This window comes from Aquirufa novilacunae (assembly GCF_045310505.1).
GTDB classification, from domain to species: Bacteria; Bacteroidota; Bacteroidia; order Cytophagales; family Spirosomataceae; genus Aquirufa; species Aquirufa novilacunae.
In genome coordinates this window covers 499341-515425 of the sequence record NZ_JBEWZG010000003.1, presented here as the reverse complement: position 1 = coordinate 515425, position 16085 = coordinate 499341, and the positions used below count along the sequence as shown (strand labels likewise).

The 16085-nt window shown below is 43.8% G+C and carries 19 protein-coding genes; 6 read left to right on the top strand and 13 right to left on the bottom strand.

Annotated elements, in window-relative coordinates; translation table 11 throughout:
• Positions 1-2 precede the first annotated feature (2 nt).
• Positions 3-704, bottom strand: coding sequence for a response regulator transcription factor (locus V7S74_RS10490; RefSeq protein ID WP_406778713.1), 702 nt, complete (start codon positions 702-704; stop codon positions 3-5).
• Between the two features lie 66 nt (positions 705-770).
• On the opposite strand from V7S74_RS10490, the gene V7S74_RS10485 reads away from it, so the two are divergent.
• A complete protein-coding gene (locus tag V7S74_RS10485) occupies positions 771-1841 on the top strand; it encodes an AI-2E family transporter (protein WP_406778712.1) in 1071 nt (356 codons plus the stop codon).
• Here V7S74_RS10485 and V7S74_RS10480 read toward each other — a convergent pair.
• Genes V7S74_RS10480 through V7S74_RS10470 form a run of 3 tightly spaced genes read right to left on the bottom strand, consistent with a single transcriptional unit; the run spans position 1819 to position 4263 of the window.
• Entirely contained in the window at positions 1819-2556 is a 738-nt protein-coding gene (locus V7S74_RS10480; RefSeq protein WP_406778711.1) for a LytR/AlgR family response regulator transcription factor, read from the bottom strand. The genes V7S74_RS10485 and V7S74_RS10480 overlap by 23 nt on opposite strands.
• Positions 2557-2561: 5 nt before the next feature.
• Entirely contained in the window at positions 2562-3608 is a 1047-nt protein-coding gene (locus V7S74_RS10475) for a sensor histidine kinase (protein WP_406778710.1), read from the bottom strand.
• 1 nt (position 3609) lies between these two features.
• Entirely contained in the window at positions 3610-4263 is a 654-nt protein-coding gene (locus V7S74_RS10470; RefSeq protein ID WP_406778709.1) for a histidine phosphatase family protein, read from the bottom strand.
• Positions 4264-4308: 45 nt separating this feature from the next.
• Here V7S74_RS10470 and V7S74_RS10465 point away from each other — a divergent pair, with 45 nt between their 5' ends.
• Positions 4309-4731 carry a hotdog fold thioesterase gene (locus tag V7S74_RS10465; RefSeq protein WP_406778708.1) on the top strand — a complete coding sequence of 141 codons (423 nt, stop codon included), beginning with the start codon at positions 4309-4311 and terminating at the stop codon, positions 4729-4731.
• Complete coding sequence (locus V7S74_RS10460; RefSeq protein WP_406778707.1) at positions 4731-5813, top strand: chorismate-binding protein; 1083 nt, start codon at positions 4731-4733, stop codon at positions 5811-5813. The genes V7S74_RS10465 and V7S74_RS10460 overlap by 1 nt, the downstream gene beginning before the upstream one ends.
• Here V7S74_RS10460 and V7S74_RS10455 read toward each other — a convergent pair.
• Genes V7S74_RS10455 through V7S74_RS10425 form a run of 7 tightly spaced genes read right to left on the bottom strand, consistent with a single transcriptional unit; the run spans position 5802 to position 11850 of the window.
• The gene (locus V7S74_RS10455) at positions 5802-7121 is read right to left on the bottom strand and encodes a hemolysin family protein (protein WP_406778706.1); all 1320 of its coding nucleotides are present in this window, start codon (positions 7119-7121) and stop codon (positions 5802-5804) included. The genes V7S74_RS10460 and V7S74_RS10455 overlap by 12 nt on opposite strands.
• On the bottom strand, positions 7108-7326 hold the full coding sequence (locus V7S74_RS10450) for a hypothetical protein (RefSeq protein ID WP_406778705.1): 219 nt from the start codon (positions 7324-7326) through the stop codon (positions 7108-7110). Before V7S74_RS10450 ends, V7S74_RS10455 begins: the two co-directional genes overlap by 14 nt.
• 1 nt (position 7327) lies before the next feature.
• Complete coding sequence (gene ccsA / locus V7S74_RS10445; RefSeq protein WP_406778704.1) at positions 7328-9877, bottom strand: cytochrome c biogenesis protein CcsA; 2550 nt, start codon at positions 9875-9877, stop codon at positions 7328-7330.
• Positions 9878-9879: 2 nt separating this feature from the next.
• Positions 9880-10323, bottom strand: a complete 444-nt coding sequence (locus V7S74_RS10440) for a cytochrome c maturation protein CcmE domain-containing protein (protein ID WP_406778703.1) — start codon at positions 10321-10323, stop codon at positions 9880-9882.
• Entirely contained in the window at positions 10320-10526 is a 207-nt protein-coding gene (locus V7S74_RS10435; RefSeq protein WP_406778702.1) for a CcmD family protein, read from the bottom strand. The genes V7S74_RS10440 and V7S74_RS10435 overlap by 4 nt, the downstream gene beginning before the upstream one ends.
• 5 nt (positions 10527-10531) lie before the next feature.
• Positions 10532-11194, bottom strand: coding sequence for a cytochrome c biogenesis protein CcsA (ccsA, locus tag V7S74_RS10430; RefSeq protein ID WP_406778701.1), 663 nt, complete (start codon positions 11192-11194; stop codon positions 10532-10534).
• Positions 11182-11850: a heme exporter protein CcmB gene (locus V7S74_RS10425; protein WP_406778700.1), complete on the bottom strand. Its 669-nt coding sequence runs from the start codon at positions 11848-11850 to the stop codon at positions 11182-11184. Before V7S74_RS10425 ends, ccsA (V7S74_RS10430) begins: the two co-directional genes overlap by 13 nt.
• 101 nt (positions 11851-11951) lie before the next feature.
• Here V7S74_RS10425 and V7S74_RS10420 point away from each other — a divergent pair, with 101 nt between their 5' ends.
• The gene (locus V7S74_RS10420) at positions 11952-12179 is read left to right on the top strand and encodes a FeoA family protein (protein ID WP_377979026.1); all 228 of its coding nucleotides are present in this window, start codon (positions 11952-11954) and stop codon (positions 12177-12179) included.
• A gap of 3 nt (positions 12180-12182) precedes the next feature.
• A complete protein-coding gene (gene feoB, locus V7S74_RS10415) occupies positions 12183-14309 on the top strand; it encodes a ferrous iron transport protein B (RefSeq protein ID WP_406778699.1) in 2127 nt (708 codons plus the stop codon).
• On the opposite strand, the gene V7S74_RS10410 is transcribed toward feoB, so the two are convergent.
• Together V7S74_RS10410 and V7S74_RS10405 are read right to left on the bottom strand one after the other, a co-directional pair.
• On the bottom strand, positions 14306-14755 hold the full coding sequence (locus tag V7S74_RS10410) for a PaaI family thioesterase (protein WP_406778698.1): 450 nt from the start codon (positions 14753-14755) through the stop codon (positions 14306-14308). The genes feoB and V7S74_RS10410 overlap by 4 nt on opposite strands.
• Positions 14756-14772: 17 nt before the next feature.
• Positions 14773-15192, bottom strand: coding sequence for a DUF2147 domain-containing protein (locus V7S74_RS10405; RefSeq protein WP_406778697.1), 420 nt, complete (start codon positions 15190-15192; stop codon positions 14773-14775).
• Positions 15193-15320: 128 nt separating this feature from the next.
• Between V7S74_RS10405 and V7S74_RS10400 the strand changes: the two genes are divergently transcribed.
• Positions 15321-16082, top strand: a complete 762-nt coding sequence (locus V7S74_RS10400) for a phosphosulfolactate synthase (RefSeq protein ID WP_406778696.1) — start codon at positions 15321-15323, stop codon at positions 16080-16082.
• Positions 16083-16085: the final 3 nt, after the last annotated feature.

Here is a 16085-nt window from a genome sequence, read left to right as displayed (position 1 = left end):
AATTAGGCCTTCTCGATTGAAAATAAATAGCCTACACCTTTCAATGTTTTGATATAGTATTCTGGGATTTTCTCGCGCAATTTACGAATGTGTACATCTACCGTGCGTTCTACCACGAACACATCAGAACCCCAAACTTTCTCCAATAACTCATCGCGATTGAAAACCTTATTCGGGTTTTTCGCTAGGAAAGAAAGTAATTCGAATTCTTTTTTAGGTAAGACAAGTGCGCGTCCCTGGAAGGTTGCGGCATATTGTACCCGGTCAATGACTAAATCTCCGATGGAGATAACTTCGTTTTTAGTTTCAGTCGTGGCCGTTTCACGAGCCAACAGCGCATTAATGCGGCTGATAAGGGCGCGTAATTTGATCGGTTTTACCACGTAATCAGTGGCCCCGCTTTCAAATGCGGCGATCTCCGTATATTCTTCTCCACGTGCCGTTAGGAACAGGATAAGGGTGTTTTTAAACTCAGGATTTGACTTGATTTGGCGGGCTGCTTCGATACCATCCATTTCTGGCATCATGACGTCCATGATAATTAAATGGGGTTGAAACGATTTTGCTTCTGCAATTGCCTCTTTTCCATTCGTTGCTTTTGCTAAAAGAAAGTTTTCTTTTAGTAAATTGTATTCCAATAACTCCAAAATGTCTGCATCATCATCTACGAGTAGAATTTTGTATGCGGGTGAAGCTGTTGCCATAGTTTTGAACGGGTTACAACGCAAATATAGAAAGTTGTATGTTATGGAATTGTTAATTTATTAGATATGTCAAACAACACTTCTTATTCCACCAGATTATCAGGAAGCCTCGTTTCGATGGCCTTGCTTATCGCCGCGGCCTACCTTTTGCAGGATCTGTTAATCCTACTTTCTTTTGCCTTGGTATTATCCCTATTATTGTTGCCAGCCAGTAAGTGGATGGAGTCCAAAGGTTTACCTCGTGCGCTCGCCATTTTCGTCGCGATCGTGCTCACCTTTGCCTTGATTTCCTCTATGCTTTTTGTGGCTGGTTTACAAATTATGGAATTTTCCTCTGAGCTGCCGCTTTTTGCTAAAAAAACCGAAAAGTGGGTATCGAGTCTGCAATCCTTCATCTCTTCGAATTTCAATATCTCCCGCCGCAAACAAATGCTGGAGCTTAGTAATGAATTAATGGCCCTCCTGAAAAACTCAGGGGTGATCATCAGTACGACCTTTTCGACCGCATTACATGCGATTACGGCGTTGATTTTAGTGCCCGTATTTACCTTCTTCTTCTTATTCTACCGCGATTTTTTCGAGCAATTTTTGCAGAAAGTATTTCCAAAAACGGAAGGTCAAGTGTTGACAAAAGTGATGGAGAAAACGGGTTCTGTGGTGCAAGGTTATTTAGTGGGCTTGTTAGTGGTGATGTTGATCGTGGGGGTGTTGAATTCTATTGGATTTTGGTGGATCGGGGTAGAGTATCCGGTCTTTTTCGGATTCTTAACGGGAGTGCTTTTGTTGATTCCTTATATCGGAATTTGGATGGGAGCACTTTTGCCTATTTTATTAAGTCTAATTACCTTGAGCCCATCGCATGCCTTGGCAGTCGTTGCTTGGGTGGCAGCGGCACAATTTATTGAGGCGAATTTTATTACGCCTTTAGTGGTAGGTTCGAAAGTGAGTATGAACCCGATGGTGGCGATGTTGGCCTTGCTTTGTGGCGAACTGCTTTGGGGAATTCCAGGATTGATTTTAGCGCTGCCTTTAACTGCTGTGATGAAAGTAATATTCGATTCCATCCCGAGTCTGGAACCTTATGGTTTCTTGTTAGGGGAGGCTCCTGAACGTACTAAAGAGACAAAAGCTCCTTAAAACGGATCGATTGACGACGGGAAATTTCGATTTTTTCCGCTTTGTCACCTTTTAAAGTCACCTGCAATCCACCGGAGAACCAAGGTTCAATCTTATCGATGAAGTTCAGATTCACGATGTGTTTGCGGTTGCAGCGGAAGAATAATTTAGGATCTAAACGCTCCTCTAAGGAGTTAAGGGATTTTAGGACGAGGGGTTTTTGGTCGTCAAAAAACAAGCGAACATAATTCCCCATCGATTCACACAAACGAACGCGATCTAATCGCACAAACCAACATTTTTCACCGTCCTTCACGAAAATCTGGTCGTTTCCACCTAGCACATGGCTGGCTGTAGTGGTTTTTTCAGCTGAGACAGTACGCTTGAATCGGGATTCTAATTTCTGAATACTCTCGCTTAAGCGCGCTAATTCGATTGGTTTCAACACATAATCGAGCGCATTTACTTCAAATGCTTTCAGCGCATATTCATCAAAAGCCGTCGTGAAAATAATCTCCGGAAGAAATCCATCCCATTCCTCTAGCCATTCGAAACCCGTTTTACCTGGCATTTGAATATCTAAAAAGGCCACATCCGGTTGTAATTCTTCGATCAGCTGGCTAGCCTCGTCCGTATTCGATGCCTCTCCTATCACTTCGATCGAAGGGAAATTTTCTAATAAACGCTTCAGTTCATTTCGGGCAAGGCGTTCGTCGTCTACGATGATGGCTCTCATGGGATTCAGGCTAGTGTTTCGGAAATATACGGAATCGTAACGGAAGCGAGGACGTGATTTTTGTCCAAAGGCTTTAAGTCAATATGAGCGGTCTCCCCAAACAACAGTTGAAGGCGATTTTGGGAGTTCACTAAACCAATCCCGGTGGATTCTCCCTTGGTTTTCAAATGTCCCGGATTGATGACTTGAAGGTGAATCATTTCAGAAGCAATCTCCCCCTTAATTTGGATCAGCCCTTCTTTCGAAGAATGCGCGATGCCATGTTTGATGGCATTCTCTACCAAAGTTTGCAAAAGCATGGGGGGAATTTGGGCTTGAGAGATCTCTTTAGGTACCTCGATCTTCCAGGCAAGGCGCTCTTCGTAGCGGATCTTCTCGAGATTCAGGTAATCCAAAATGGTGTCTAATTCCTCTGCAATGGAGATGGTCTTTTTGCGTTCGGTTAAAAGCGAGCTTCGAAGTAGCTTGGAGAGTTGATTGATTCCTTTTTTGGCCTTCGCAGGGTCTTCCGTAATTAACGCGCGAATACTATTTAGGGCATTAAAGACGAAATGCGGATTCATCTGCGCGCGTAAAACCTTGCCCTCCGTCTCCTGAATGGCCCGCTCTAATTGATTATTCTCGCGTTCCATCACGAGTTGTTTTTTTGAATACTGGAAGAAGAAATAGATTAACATCCAAATCGCCAGCGGCTTCATGAAATTGAAGAGGTACTGGGTGATGATGAAGGGGCTAATTTGGACCTCAAAATTCTCCCCCAGTAAGTATTGATCGATGGGTAAATTAAGCCCCACGAGGCAGGCGGCCATCAAACAAAGGGTGATAAAGTGGTTTCTCAACATCGTGAAAAGGGGCAAGTCCTGCCAAGAATTCACTTTGATGATGTTTTTATATTGATGCGTCAGGAAAATCGCGAGAGAAATATTCGCCAAAGAGGCATAAAGCCAAGCCCAATGCCAGCCGTATTGATTCGTGTATAAAACCGCCTCATTTAACATCCAGGCGAACCAGCCGCCTAATTGCAAAATCCAATACATGCGTTTTCTACCCATATTACATAGACTCGGGCAAGTCGGCTAAATGGATGACACAATTGCCTTTCACGAGGCGAAATTCTTTGGCTCTATAATCGTATTGGAGGTGGTATAGGCACAGGTTTTGGTGTGCATACTTATCCATATGATGTAAAGGTGCGTTGAATAAATGCGTGAGCAAAACCCGCATGGCACGACCGTGCATAGCGATTAAGATGGCACTTTCTTCTGGTCGGGAAAGAATGAGATCGACGACGGGTTTTTGGCGTTCCAAAACCTCCACCGGACTTTCTCCCTGATCAGACTGCACATGAATGTGGCCCTCGCGCCAGGTTCTCGTTAAATTCTTGTAATATAAATTGTCATCCGTATTAGGAGATTTTCCTTCCTTACTCCCCCAGGAAATTTCGTTCAAACCGGTGTGTTGCTCCCACGGCAAACCTTTGTCGATGAAGCCCTTCACCGATTGATGGGTTCTTTTTAAGGCGGAAGTATAGATTTTATCGATGGGGAGATGGTGGTAATGTCGGAAAAAGGCTTCCGCTTGTCTTTGGCCTAATTCATTCAAATCCGCATCAATCCCACTTCCTTGCACGACCCCCTTGCGATTGTATTCCGTTTCGCCGTGGCGAATCAGGTAAATATCTTTCACTAAATCAGGTTGAGCATGCATATTAATCGTATTTTATTCCGAATTTTAGCCAAAATTACGAAATATATGTTTAATACTTCCATCTCCTTGGAGACGTTGAATTCGATGTCTAAGAATACCATGATCGATCACTTAGGTATTGAATTTACCGAAATTCAGTCCGGTTATTTAAAGGCAAAAATGCCGGTCGATCATCGAACAATTCAGCCCATGGGATTGTTACATGGGGGAGCGTCTGTTGTTTTAGCGGAAACCCTCGGAAGTGTGGCGGTGGTTTTAGCCGTTAAGGATCCGATGAAAGAAACGGGTGTGGGAGTGGAGATTAATGCGAACCATTTAAAATCTGCCCGCAGCGGATTTGTGATCGGAACCTGTGTTCCCTTACGCATCGGTCGTACGATACATGTGTATGAAATTAAAATTCACGACGAAGAAGAAAATTTGATTTGCGCTAGCCGGTTGACGGTAGCGATTATTCCAATAAAATAATGGGGGAAAATAGCTGGGAGGATGGAATTTCAAGGGGCGCTGCACTCGCGGCGTGGCGTTTGCCGCATGCCTCTGAAGCCTTTCTTTTGCAGGATTTTCAAGGGGGATCTCAGCTGGCTGAGGGTTGGAATGTAGCGGATTTGCCAGCCGGATTCTTAGCCGCTCCGTTCATCGGCTTACCTTATTTTTTAGCTTCAGATTCTTTGACTTCGTGGACTTTGACCTCAGTGTCAACATCCATCAACAGCGTATTCGAAGAAGAGGATTTGATTAAAAAACAAGAGTTCAAATCGTGGGTGTCCTCCGCTATCGAAGCCATTAAACAAGGGCCCTTGCAAAAAGTGGTCTTATCCCGAACCGATGTGAAGGAATTGCCTTCGGGCTTTTCTATCGCATCCGCACTCGAGGAATTAGCGGCCGCTTATCCGAATGCCTTTGTTTGTGCGATTTCCATACCAGCATTAGCGGGGGTTTGGATGTGTGCCACGCCAGAAATATTAGTGGAGCAAAAGGACGGAGTTTTCAGAACAATCTCCCTAGCTGGGACCCAGTCGGGAGTGGATGATCAGGGAAATGCCTTGTCTCCAGCTCAGGCAAGGTGGTCCCAAAAAGAAATCGAAGAGCAGGCTTTCGTGAGCCGATACATCATTGATTGTTTTAAAAAGATTCGCTTGCGGGAATATACCGAGCTAGGTCCTAAGACTATTTCGACCGGAAATTTGCTGCATTTGAAGACGGAGTATATCGTAGACACAAAGGCGATGGATTTCCCACAGTTGCCCGGCTTAATGTTAGGTCTTTTGCATCCTACCTCTGCAGTTTGTGGTACGCCTAAACAAGAGGCGATTGAGTTTATTTTAAAAACTGAAACGCACGATCGATCGATGTATTCCGGGTATCTCGGACCGGTGAATATAGGGGGGAATACGCATCTGTTTGTGAACTTGCGAACTGTTAAAATCACGGGCAATCAGGCGGAATTTTATGCGGGTTGCGGAATCACCGAGGACTCAGATCCGGAGAAAGAGTGGCAGGAAACACAGATGAAATGCCAAACCTTGCAGCGCGTTCTAATGCAATAATTCGGTCGACGGAGCAGGCGTAATTTTACCCGTGATCAGTACTTTCACCGTGTCAATTCGTGCATCGGTCGTCGTCATAATCTGGAACTGGAAAGGAGCTAAGGTGATGAGCTCGTTCACTTGTGGAATATCCTCATAAAGGCTAATCAACATTCCGCCAAGGGTTTCATAATCCCCCTCTGGCAGATTCCATTCGTATTTTTCGTTCAAATAATCGATCTCATGTCGGCCAGAAAGGACGAAAGTAGTCTCGTCGATTTGTTTTTCGATCCAGTCTTCTGAATCATCATATTCATCTTGAATCTCGCCAAAAATCTGCTCCATCACATCCTCCATACTCACTAAACCACTTGTAGAACCGAACTCGTCTACCACTAAGGCAAGTGATTTACGTTCTTTCGAGAACTTGATCATTAAGTCGTTTGCCGGCATCGCCTCCGGAACGATGGGAATGCTGGTCAGGATGGATTGTAAATCTTTGGGTTTCTTAAATAGCGCCAAAGAATGGCAATAGCCCACCACCTCTTCCAAGGTCTCTTTGTACACTAATACTTTCGAGTGACCACTTTCTAAAAATACCTCCTTTAGCTTTTCGATACCGTCTTCCAGGTCGATGGCCGTGATTTCTGTACGAGGAATCATACAATCACGCACTTTCACTTGCTTAAACTCTAGGGCATTATGGAAAATTTTATGATCTACCTCGGCTTCCTGTTCGGTGGAGACTTTGCGGTTGAGGTTTTGGAGGTAATGATTCAAATCCGTCAAACCGAAGGCCGGTTTTTCCTCCGAATACGCTAAACGCAAGACTTTCGTAATGAACCATTTCGATAATCCCACCGTCACCCAAACCAAGGGGAACATCAAGGTATAAATCACCCAAATAGGGATGGCTAAGAATTCTAAAATAGCGTCCGGGTTGATCAAAAACACACTCTTAGGAGTGAATTCAGATGTCATCAAGATCAAAATGGTCGCGACTATCGATGCCACTAAACGAGCTAAAATCTCGTTTATGGATAAATAATGCAGCACCACATGATGCAAAAACTCCTCCATAAAAATACCATAGGCCACTAGGGAGAGGGTATTTCCAATCAGCATCGTGCCGATAAAGCGGGAGGGATACTGGTTAAAATTGGCGATAATTTTTGCGCTCAGGATATCCTGTTTAGCCTTCAGTTCGAAGTATAATTTATTCGAAGAAACGAAGGCCATCTCGACCCCAGAAAAGAAGGCGGAGAATACCATCGATGCGACGATCCCGATGATTTGGGCATTATCTAAACTGATATTACTTTCTGTCATCTTTTTCCTTCTTGATGCGTTCGTTCTTTGCGTATTGGTAGTAGAACAAGCAGCCTACACCGTACATAAGCCAGCCGTAATGGTAGAAAATTTCCTCCCAAAACTGCCCTTTCACCTCGGCAGGTGTCGGACTATTCAAATCGATGATCCAGATGAGGATGAAACCGATAGCCGCAGCTAAACTTAAGATCTCTTTCTTTCCCATATTAGGCTGCTAATTTAGGTTTTAAGCGACGATAGGTGGCGATGAACAAACCGATAAACACGAGGATAGATCCGATCCAAACCAAGTTAATGTAGGGTTTTTCCAAAGCCTTGACGACGATTAATTCTTGTTGAGTCGTATTCCAGGCAAACCCAAATTCCTGTGATTGCGGGTTAATGCCGGTAAATTTAATCTTAATTCCAGTTTCTTCACTTTCAAAAGCTGGCATAGCGACCATTCCTCCTTTGATGACGAAAATAGGACTCAGCGTAAACTGCTGTGAATTCTTGCCTAATACTTGGAAGTTCGCTTGAACCGCTGCATCGTTTGCACCTAATTCAACTCCATCGACATTCGTCACTCGGTTTACCTCTTTTAAGATAGCCACGAAGTCGTTGATGAATAAGGTGTCTCCTGTCGTGACCGTTTGCTCTTCCGTTTGCGACCACTGTTTTTCAGAGCCAGCCTCTGCTGCCAGACGTGGATCTAGTGAAACGTAGGTGTAAATATCGTGGTTCCAAGCATGCTTTACGTCAGGCGAAATGGCGGTTCCCATTTTCGGATTCACTTGCCATCTTGGGAATAGAGAAACGGCTTTACCTTCCTCGTTTTTAAATTCTAATTCGTAATAGGTATTCTCTGGTTCCACTGTTACGGTGTCTCCTTTGCTGGCGATTGTTACGCTATCGCGTATAATGTTTTTCAAAGCCACCGCGTGGAAATCTCCCTCAATAATCTCAAAATCGTTCTTATTGAAATAACCCTTTTGACCCCGAACCTCGATGCGGCGACCTTTGTAAGTCACTAAATAATCTTGCATTTGGGCGCCTTGACCTAGCCAAAGTGGTAAATTTTCCTTGTTTTCTTTGTTATTGTCCTTCGTAAATTCCTCCACTTTCGTGCTAATCGCGAAGCCGGAGCGGTTTAAGGATACGACTTTGGAATAACCTGCTGAGAATAAAATACCGATCAACATGATCGCTAAACCGACGTGTGCCACTGCACCTCCCACTAATGAGAACTTTTCGCGGATCAGGAACCAAAGGATTTTGAAGTTCGCTAAAACGGCGAACAATCCACTCCACAATAGGATGATGTAGGGAATTGTGTAAATCTTACCGATGTTGATGAACACGACACTCAAAAGAGTCGCCACCAACGCGGGATTGATCAGCGGTTTGAAGCTCGTGCTTTGCTTGATCTTGCCCCACCATACATATTGACCTATGCCACTCAAAATAGCAACGGCTACGAATATCCAAATTTGAATCTTGCTATAATGTTCTGCCTGATCAGCCGGTAACGCAATATTTGAAAGAAGCCCAAAAGCCTCGGCAATCTTATTGTACACCGGAATCGAAGTCGTAAACGTTAATTGGAAGGCTGATAAGCCTAAAACGGCAGCACCTACGAATACCCAAAACTCGCGGTTATAGGTTCCCAGCTCTTTGGTATCCTGAGGCAAATCCTTCCAACGGTAAATCGACATCGCGATAGCCACAAAAAGGAAGGTCCCCATGTACAGTAAGAGCTGACCAGAAAGACCTAAATCCGTAAAGGAGTGCACAGAGGCATTTCCTAAGATTCCAGAGCGGTTCAAGAAGGTCGAGTACAAGACTAGTATGAAGGTCGCAATGACTAAGATAATAGAGGTCTTTAAAGCAGAACTCGATGTTTTGTGCGCGATCATCGTATGGATGGCACCTAATAAAACTAACCAGGGCACAAACGAGGCATTCTCCACCGGATCCCAGTTCCAATAGCCCCCAAAATTCAAGGTCTCATAGGCCCAATAAGCTCCCATCATGATACCGATTCCCAATACCCCCGCAGCGAAAAGTGCCCAAGGTAAAGCCGGTAGCACCCATTCCGTTAATTTCTTCTTCCACAATCCAGCGATTAAATACGCAAACGGAACTAATGTCAAGGCAAAACCCAAGAACAAGGTAGGCGGGTGAATCACCATCCAATAGTTTTGTAATAGGGGATTTAATCCACGTCCGTCTTTGGGGATAAAATTCGGTTGCATACTCCAAACCGGAAGATCCGGCTGCGCCTCACGCAACAACAAGAACGGAGAAGAACCAATTTTCAAATCAATCCAAGGAATAATCACTCCTAAAATCATCGACGTCAAAAACGTCTGTACGAGTGCAAAAACCGTCATCACAGGCGACTCCCATTTCGGATTTTTGATCATCAATAACAGGCCTAAAATCGCCTGCCAGAAGATCCACAACAAAAACGACCCCTCTTGACCCTCCCAATAACAGGAGATCATGAACATCGTAGGCAATTGCAAAGAGGAGTGCGTAAACGCGTAATGGTACTCGAAATAGTGGTTATAAATAATGACAAAGAGGCTGGCCGCCACCACAATAACCGCCATCAAATGCAGTCCGAATAAAACCCGGGCAGTTAACTTCCAATCATTTTCTAATTCGTTCGTGGATTGCGCTGATTTGAAATACGCAAACGTCGCTAGAAGCGCCGTTACGAAGGAAATAATGACAAATAAATGTCCAACCGAACCGATGGTTTCGTGTATCATATTTAATTTTTTACCGCTACTGAGGCACTAGAGTCTGCTGAAATTTTACCTTCTTGGTACTTAGAAGGGCACTTTAATAGAATTTTATCGCAATAGAATGTTTTGTCCGCATGCATGCTACCTACTAAAACGATTTTCTCCGATTTTTCAAAGTCTTGTGGCTTCGGTGCCGCATAAACCACCTGGTTTTCGCGTCCTAGACTGTCTTGCACTAGAAACTCTAGGCGATTAGCATCCAGTGCTGGGTTGTAGTTCATCCCGATAATTTGGCCGGCAGCATCTTTTTTCAAGGTACCCACCACGTGTACTTTTTGGTTCGGATCTTGTTGCGAAATACGTTCCGCCTCATCAAAACCTACATAGGTACTCGCATCGCCAGTTGTAATCAAAATAATACCGATGGCAACAGCGATTAAAATCAATCCGATGATGTGTGTCTTTTTCATTTGCTGCGTTTTTCTAAGGCTGATACTTTACTCTCCAAACGGAATAAATATGCGAACAATCCGATTAATACGACGCTAACCACCGCGATCACTACATAGATTTTTCCGTCAGCGCGGAATTGATCTGCCATTTCGATGTCGCTAGCTTGTGCTGATGCGACAAAGCTGATTATGCTAAAAAAAAGAATAAGTACTGCTTTCATTATAACTAGTTTTGTTGTTCTAAATTCTTAATTCGAATGCGGATTTGCGCAATCCAATAGCCTAATAATGTCCAACCGATAATCGCGGGATAAAATACCATGCGCATTCGGTTATCTAAGTCCATCTTCGAGAAAGCGGGGTTTCCGCCATTTCCTGGGTGTAAGGAGTCTGTCATACGAGGCAAAATCCAAATCAGCACCATGAAGATCACAAAGGCGAAGATGTTATAAACCGATGAAATTCGCGCTTTCTGCATCTCATCTGGCATCGATGATCTCACTAGCGAATAGGCTAGGTAGATAAGTAAACCAATAGCGACTGAATTTAGTTTCGGGTCGTTTGTCCACCAATCACCCCAAGTAAATTTCGCCCACACACTCCCCGTAATCAACCCTAAGATGGCAAACACCATTCCGACCTCTACATACGTGCTCGAAATTAGGTCTGATTTCAGATCAGATGTACGCAAGTACTGAATGGAATGATACACAGACGTCCCTAAAAGGAAAATCATCGTAAACCACATGGTCACGTGAAAATACAGATTACGGATCGTCTCGTTCAAAATGGGTTGACGCGGCACCTCCCCGTTGAATCCGGAATAGACCGTGTAGATCAACAGAATGATCGACAAAATCTTCCAATATTGGCGTTTTAATGTTTCCATATATAAGGGAATAAGATCCCAGAAAATACAACAACAATGATATCAAGAGCCCCTAAAATGGCGATCTCATCCCAGTTCTCTGCGAGTGAAATACCATCTAAGGCACTTTTGGACAATTTTAATAATAATAACAATAAGGGAATGATCAACGGAAAGCTCATCACCGCCATCAAAGTGGCTGAATTCTCCCCCTGGGCGGCGATTCCTGCCACTAACGAAAGGGTAGAGGCAAAGCCGATAGCCCCTAAAACCAGCGATACAAGGTAAAGTGGCATGTTTCCAACCGGATTCCCCATCACCCAAGAATAAAAGAAAATGCCGATGAAAGATACTCCTAGCATCACCAACGTATTGTAGATGATTTTGCTGAAAATGACCGATTCTGGCTTGGCAAACGTATAATAAAAGATATTTCGATTCGCTGATTCTTGTGTAAAACTCTTGCCTACAGCATTCACGGCAGAGAAAAGTAAGATGATCCAAAACAACGTATTCCACATAATTGGATGGATCGATTGTTGCTTCGCTTTGAAGGACAAATAGCAGATGAAAATAGTCGCGGCTAAGTACAGCACTAGACCGTGGATCGCATATTTATTGCGCCACTCTAATTGCATTTCTTTGCGAATCAATACGAAAATTTCAGTTAATGCCATGAACCTGCAATTTACGACAGAAAAAACTATTTGTATCATTTTTTAGCTCAGAAATACTTAGTACATTTGTGTCTAATTTTGAATTATTCTAAATAGTGAACATGGCAAATTTGGCCGACTTGAAGATTGGTGAAAAGGGGGAGATAGTGGGCTTCACGGACGAGTTGCTTTCGTTGAAACTATTAGAGATGGGTTGTTTGCCAGGAACTGAGGTGATTTTGACCCATTTGGCTCCTTTTGGCGATCCCATCGCGATTCGGGTTTCTGGCTCTTATACCTTGTCCATGAGACGGGAGGAAGCGGAAACGATGCTGATTAAAAGAACATAAATTTTGGCAAAAACACCTAAAATAGCGCTGATTGGTAATCCCAATGCAGGAAAATCGTCTCTCTTCAACTCCCTTACGGGTTTGAATCAGAAGACAGGGAATTTTCCGGGAGTAACCATGGAGAAGCTGACGGGGATTTGGGAATTAGAGCCCAAACGTCCCGTGGAAATTTTAGATTTGCCAGGTATCTATAGTATTTATCCGAAGTCCATCGACGAGGAACTAGTCATTAATATTTTAGCGGACCCTAGCCATCCCGATTTTCCGGATATGGCCATCGTGGTCGCAGATGCATCCAATTTAAAGCGTAATCTCTTATTGTTCTCCCAGGTGCGTGACCTCGGAATTCCGACGGTTCTGGCTTTGAACATGATTGATGTGGCGGAAAACGAAGGTTATGTCATCAATTCCATCAAACTAGCGCGTGAACTGAATGTCGAAGTGGCAGAGGTGAATGCGAAAAGAGGAATCGGTCTAAACGGCTTGAAATTAGCTGTGGTGAAGACCCTAGCGAATCGTTTTGCTTCCAATGACGCCTTGCCTTTGCCTATTGCAGAGGATCTTATTCAGGATGTTCAAGCTGAATTCGGGGAGGCGGAGCCTTATCGCTCACTTTTGTGGTTGATGGAGCATGATCGCATGAAGATGTTCTCGAAACAGCAATGCGAGAAGTTCGATGGCATCCAAAACAAGCATAAATTCTCCGCTAAAAAATACCAATCGGAGGAAACGGTCAAGCGTTACGAGCAAATCACCGAAGTGGTGGACCGTTGCGTGATTAATTTGAACCGCAAATGGGATGCGGCCCCCGTTCGAACTTGGACGGATCGCTTGGATAAATTCTTTTTGCACCCCGTGGGAGGCTATGTGTTCTTTTTAGCCATCCTTTTTGTGATGTTCCAGGCGGTATTTACCTGGGCAACTTATCCGATGGATTTGATCGACGGAGGAGTTGCGGCACTGAATGATTGGTTAAAAGGGGTGTTGCCAGAGTCGGCTTTGACTGCTCTTTTAACGGATGGTTTGATTGCGGGCATCGGGGGAGTTTTGATTTTCATTCCTCAGATCGCCTTTTTGTTTTTATTCATCTCTCTTTTAGAGGAGACTGGTTATATGTCGCGCGTGATGTTCATTATGGACAAATTGATGCGACGGTTTGGCTTGAATGGTAAGTCAGTAGTGCCCTTGATTTCTGGGGTGGCTTGTGCTGTTCCGGCGATTATGAGTACGCGGTCGATTGGATCTTGGAAGGACCGTTTGATTACGATTTTAGTGACACCATTAATGTCCTGTTCGGCTCGTCTGCCTATTTATACGGTGTTAATTGCCTTAGTCGTGCCGGAGAAGAATACGCTGTTTGGTTTGTTTAATCTGCAAGGAGTAGCCCTATTTGGCCTTTATCTATTAGGCTTCTTCATGGCATTGGTTTCTGCGTGGGTGATGAAGGTGATTTTAAAGGCCAAAGAAAAGAGTTATTTCATCATGGAATTACCCACCTACAAAGGGCCGCGATTTAAGCACGTGGCTTTGACTATTTGGAATTCGGTGAATGCCTTTGTGTTCGAAGCGGGTAAAATCATTGTAGCCATATCGATTGTTTTATGGGTCTTAGCGAGCTATGGTCCGGGGGATAAAATTGCCCAGTCAGAAGCGCGTGTTCGTCAAGAAAACCCGACATTACAAGGGGTGGAATTAGCGAATAAGATTTCTGCACAGAAATTAGAGAACTCGTATGCGGGACATTTTGGGCACTTTGTGGAGCCTGTCATTCGTCCGCTAGGCTATGACTGGAAAATCGGAATTGCGTTGATTACCTCTTTCGCCGCTCGCGAAGTGTTCGTGGGAACGATGTCAACTATATATAGTATGGGCGGAGAAGTGGATGATGAAAATGCGACGATTAAAAACCGGATGCGCGCGGAAATTAATCCAGCTACGGGTAAACCGATGTACGATGCTGCACTGGGATTCTCCTTGTTGATATTTTATGCTTTTGCGATGCAGTGCATGAGTACACTGGCTACAACCTACCGCGAGACGAAATCGTGGAAATATCCACTGATCCAGTTTGGCTATATGACGGCTTTGGCCTACTTATCAGCCTTCGCCGTCTACCAATTATTATCTTAGAAAGAAAAAGGAATCGAAGTCGCCGCTAGGTTACTAACGCCTTTCGCTAACAATTTGCCTTCCGCATTGTGCAACTTCGCTTCTACGTTCGCAATTTTCTTGCCCACGCGGTGAATCTCCGTTGTTACGGTAATCTTTTCATTCGCTTTTGCCCCAAACAAGAAGTCGATGTATAAATTGATCGTCACATATAAGTGATCAATCTTTGCCGTAATCAGCGTCATTCCCATCATCTCATCTAACATCGCAGAGATCACACCACCGTGAATCACGCCTGCATGATTTAGGAAATCAGGACGCACGACGAATTCAGCAGTTAATTTACCAGCTTCGGCTTTTACTAAGGTGCCATCTAACCATTTTCCAATGGGAGCAGGGTTGCCATCAGCAATTTTCTTGTTCAGATTCTCGTTTAAAAAAGCGAGTACTTGTTCGTTTGGTTCCATCTTAGGCGGTTATTGTATTATATGCGAGACCAGGTAGAAGTTCTACCAAACATCGGCGTACCCACAAAACCGCGAATATCCAATGTTTTGTTCCCGTCTTTTACTTTTAAAATGCAATCGTATGTTTTTCCGGATTTGGGATCGTAGATCGTTCCATTTTCCCAGGCAGATCCCGTGAATTTGAAATTCTTTAAAATAACAGCGCCTACTAATTCGCGGTTACGCAGTTTCTCATCCGGGTTATTTGTGTCTTTTTTACCGGGTGTTTTACCCCAAGATATTTTGCCGAAGTACTGATCTCCTTGCTTGAAAATGATGATTTTGCCGTCTTTCTCTTGAGAAAGCCATTCACCTAAAATGGCATCAACGCCAGAATTTGCGAAGGAGGTAAGGGAAATAAATAGGAGGGTAATGAATGAGAATATTCCTTTTTTCATGGTTGAGGAAGGTTTAATGTGACAAATATACGAACGATTCTAGCATAATCAGGTTTGTGGCTATCAATAGGAATGCTTATTTTTGTAGATATTTGGCACAAAACCGTACCAATCCATTAATAAACTATATGAATTATCATTTAAATCAAATTCCTGATCGTACAACTAAACCACGTCAAAAAGGTTTAACGATGGTGATGGATAAAGGACTAAGTCTTCGTCAAGTAGAGGATTTCCTAGAGACAGGCGCAGATTATACGGATATCGTTAAATTAGGTTGGGCGACTTCTTATGTGACTCCTAATTTAAAAGAGAAGCTAGCTTTATATAAGTCAGCAGGCATTCCGGTTTATTTTGGAGGTACGCTCTTCGAAGCATTTTACATTCGTGGTCAGTTCGATGATTACCGCCGTGTTTTAGATGAATATGGAATGGAATATGCGGAAGTATCCGATGGTTCAATTGAGATGGAGTCTGATATCAAATGTGAATTAATTCGTACGTTGGCGACGCAAGTAACTGTGCTTTCGGAAGTAGGATCAAAGGACGAAGCGAAAATTATTCCTCCGTATAAGTGGATCAAATTAATGCGTATGGAATTAGAGGCCGGAGCTTGGAAAGTGATCGGTGAGGCACGTGAGGGAGGTAATGTGGGTCTATTCCGTTCATCTGGAGAGGTTCGCCAAGGTTTAGTAGAAGAAATTTTAACGGAGATTCCAGAGGAGCGTATCATCTGGGAAGCACCGCAGAAATCCCAACAAGTTTGGTTCGTGAAACTCGTAGGAGCGAACGTAAATGTGGGAAATATTGCCCCTCAAGAGGTTATTTCATTAGAAACGATTCGTTTAGGATTACGTGGCGATACGTTTGACCACTTCTTAACGAAATAAGTT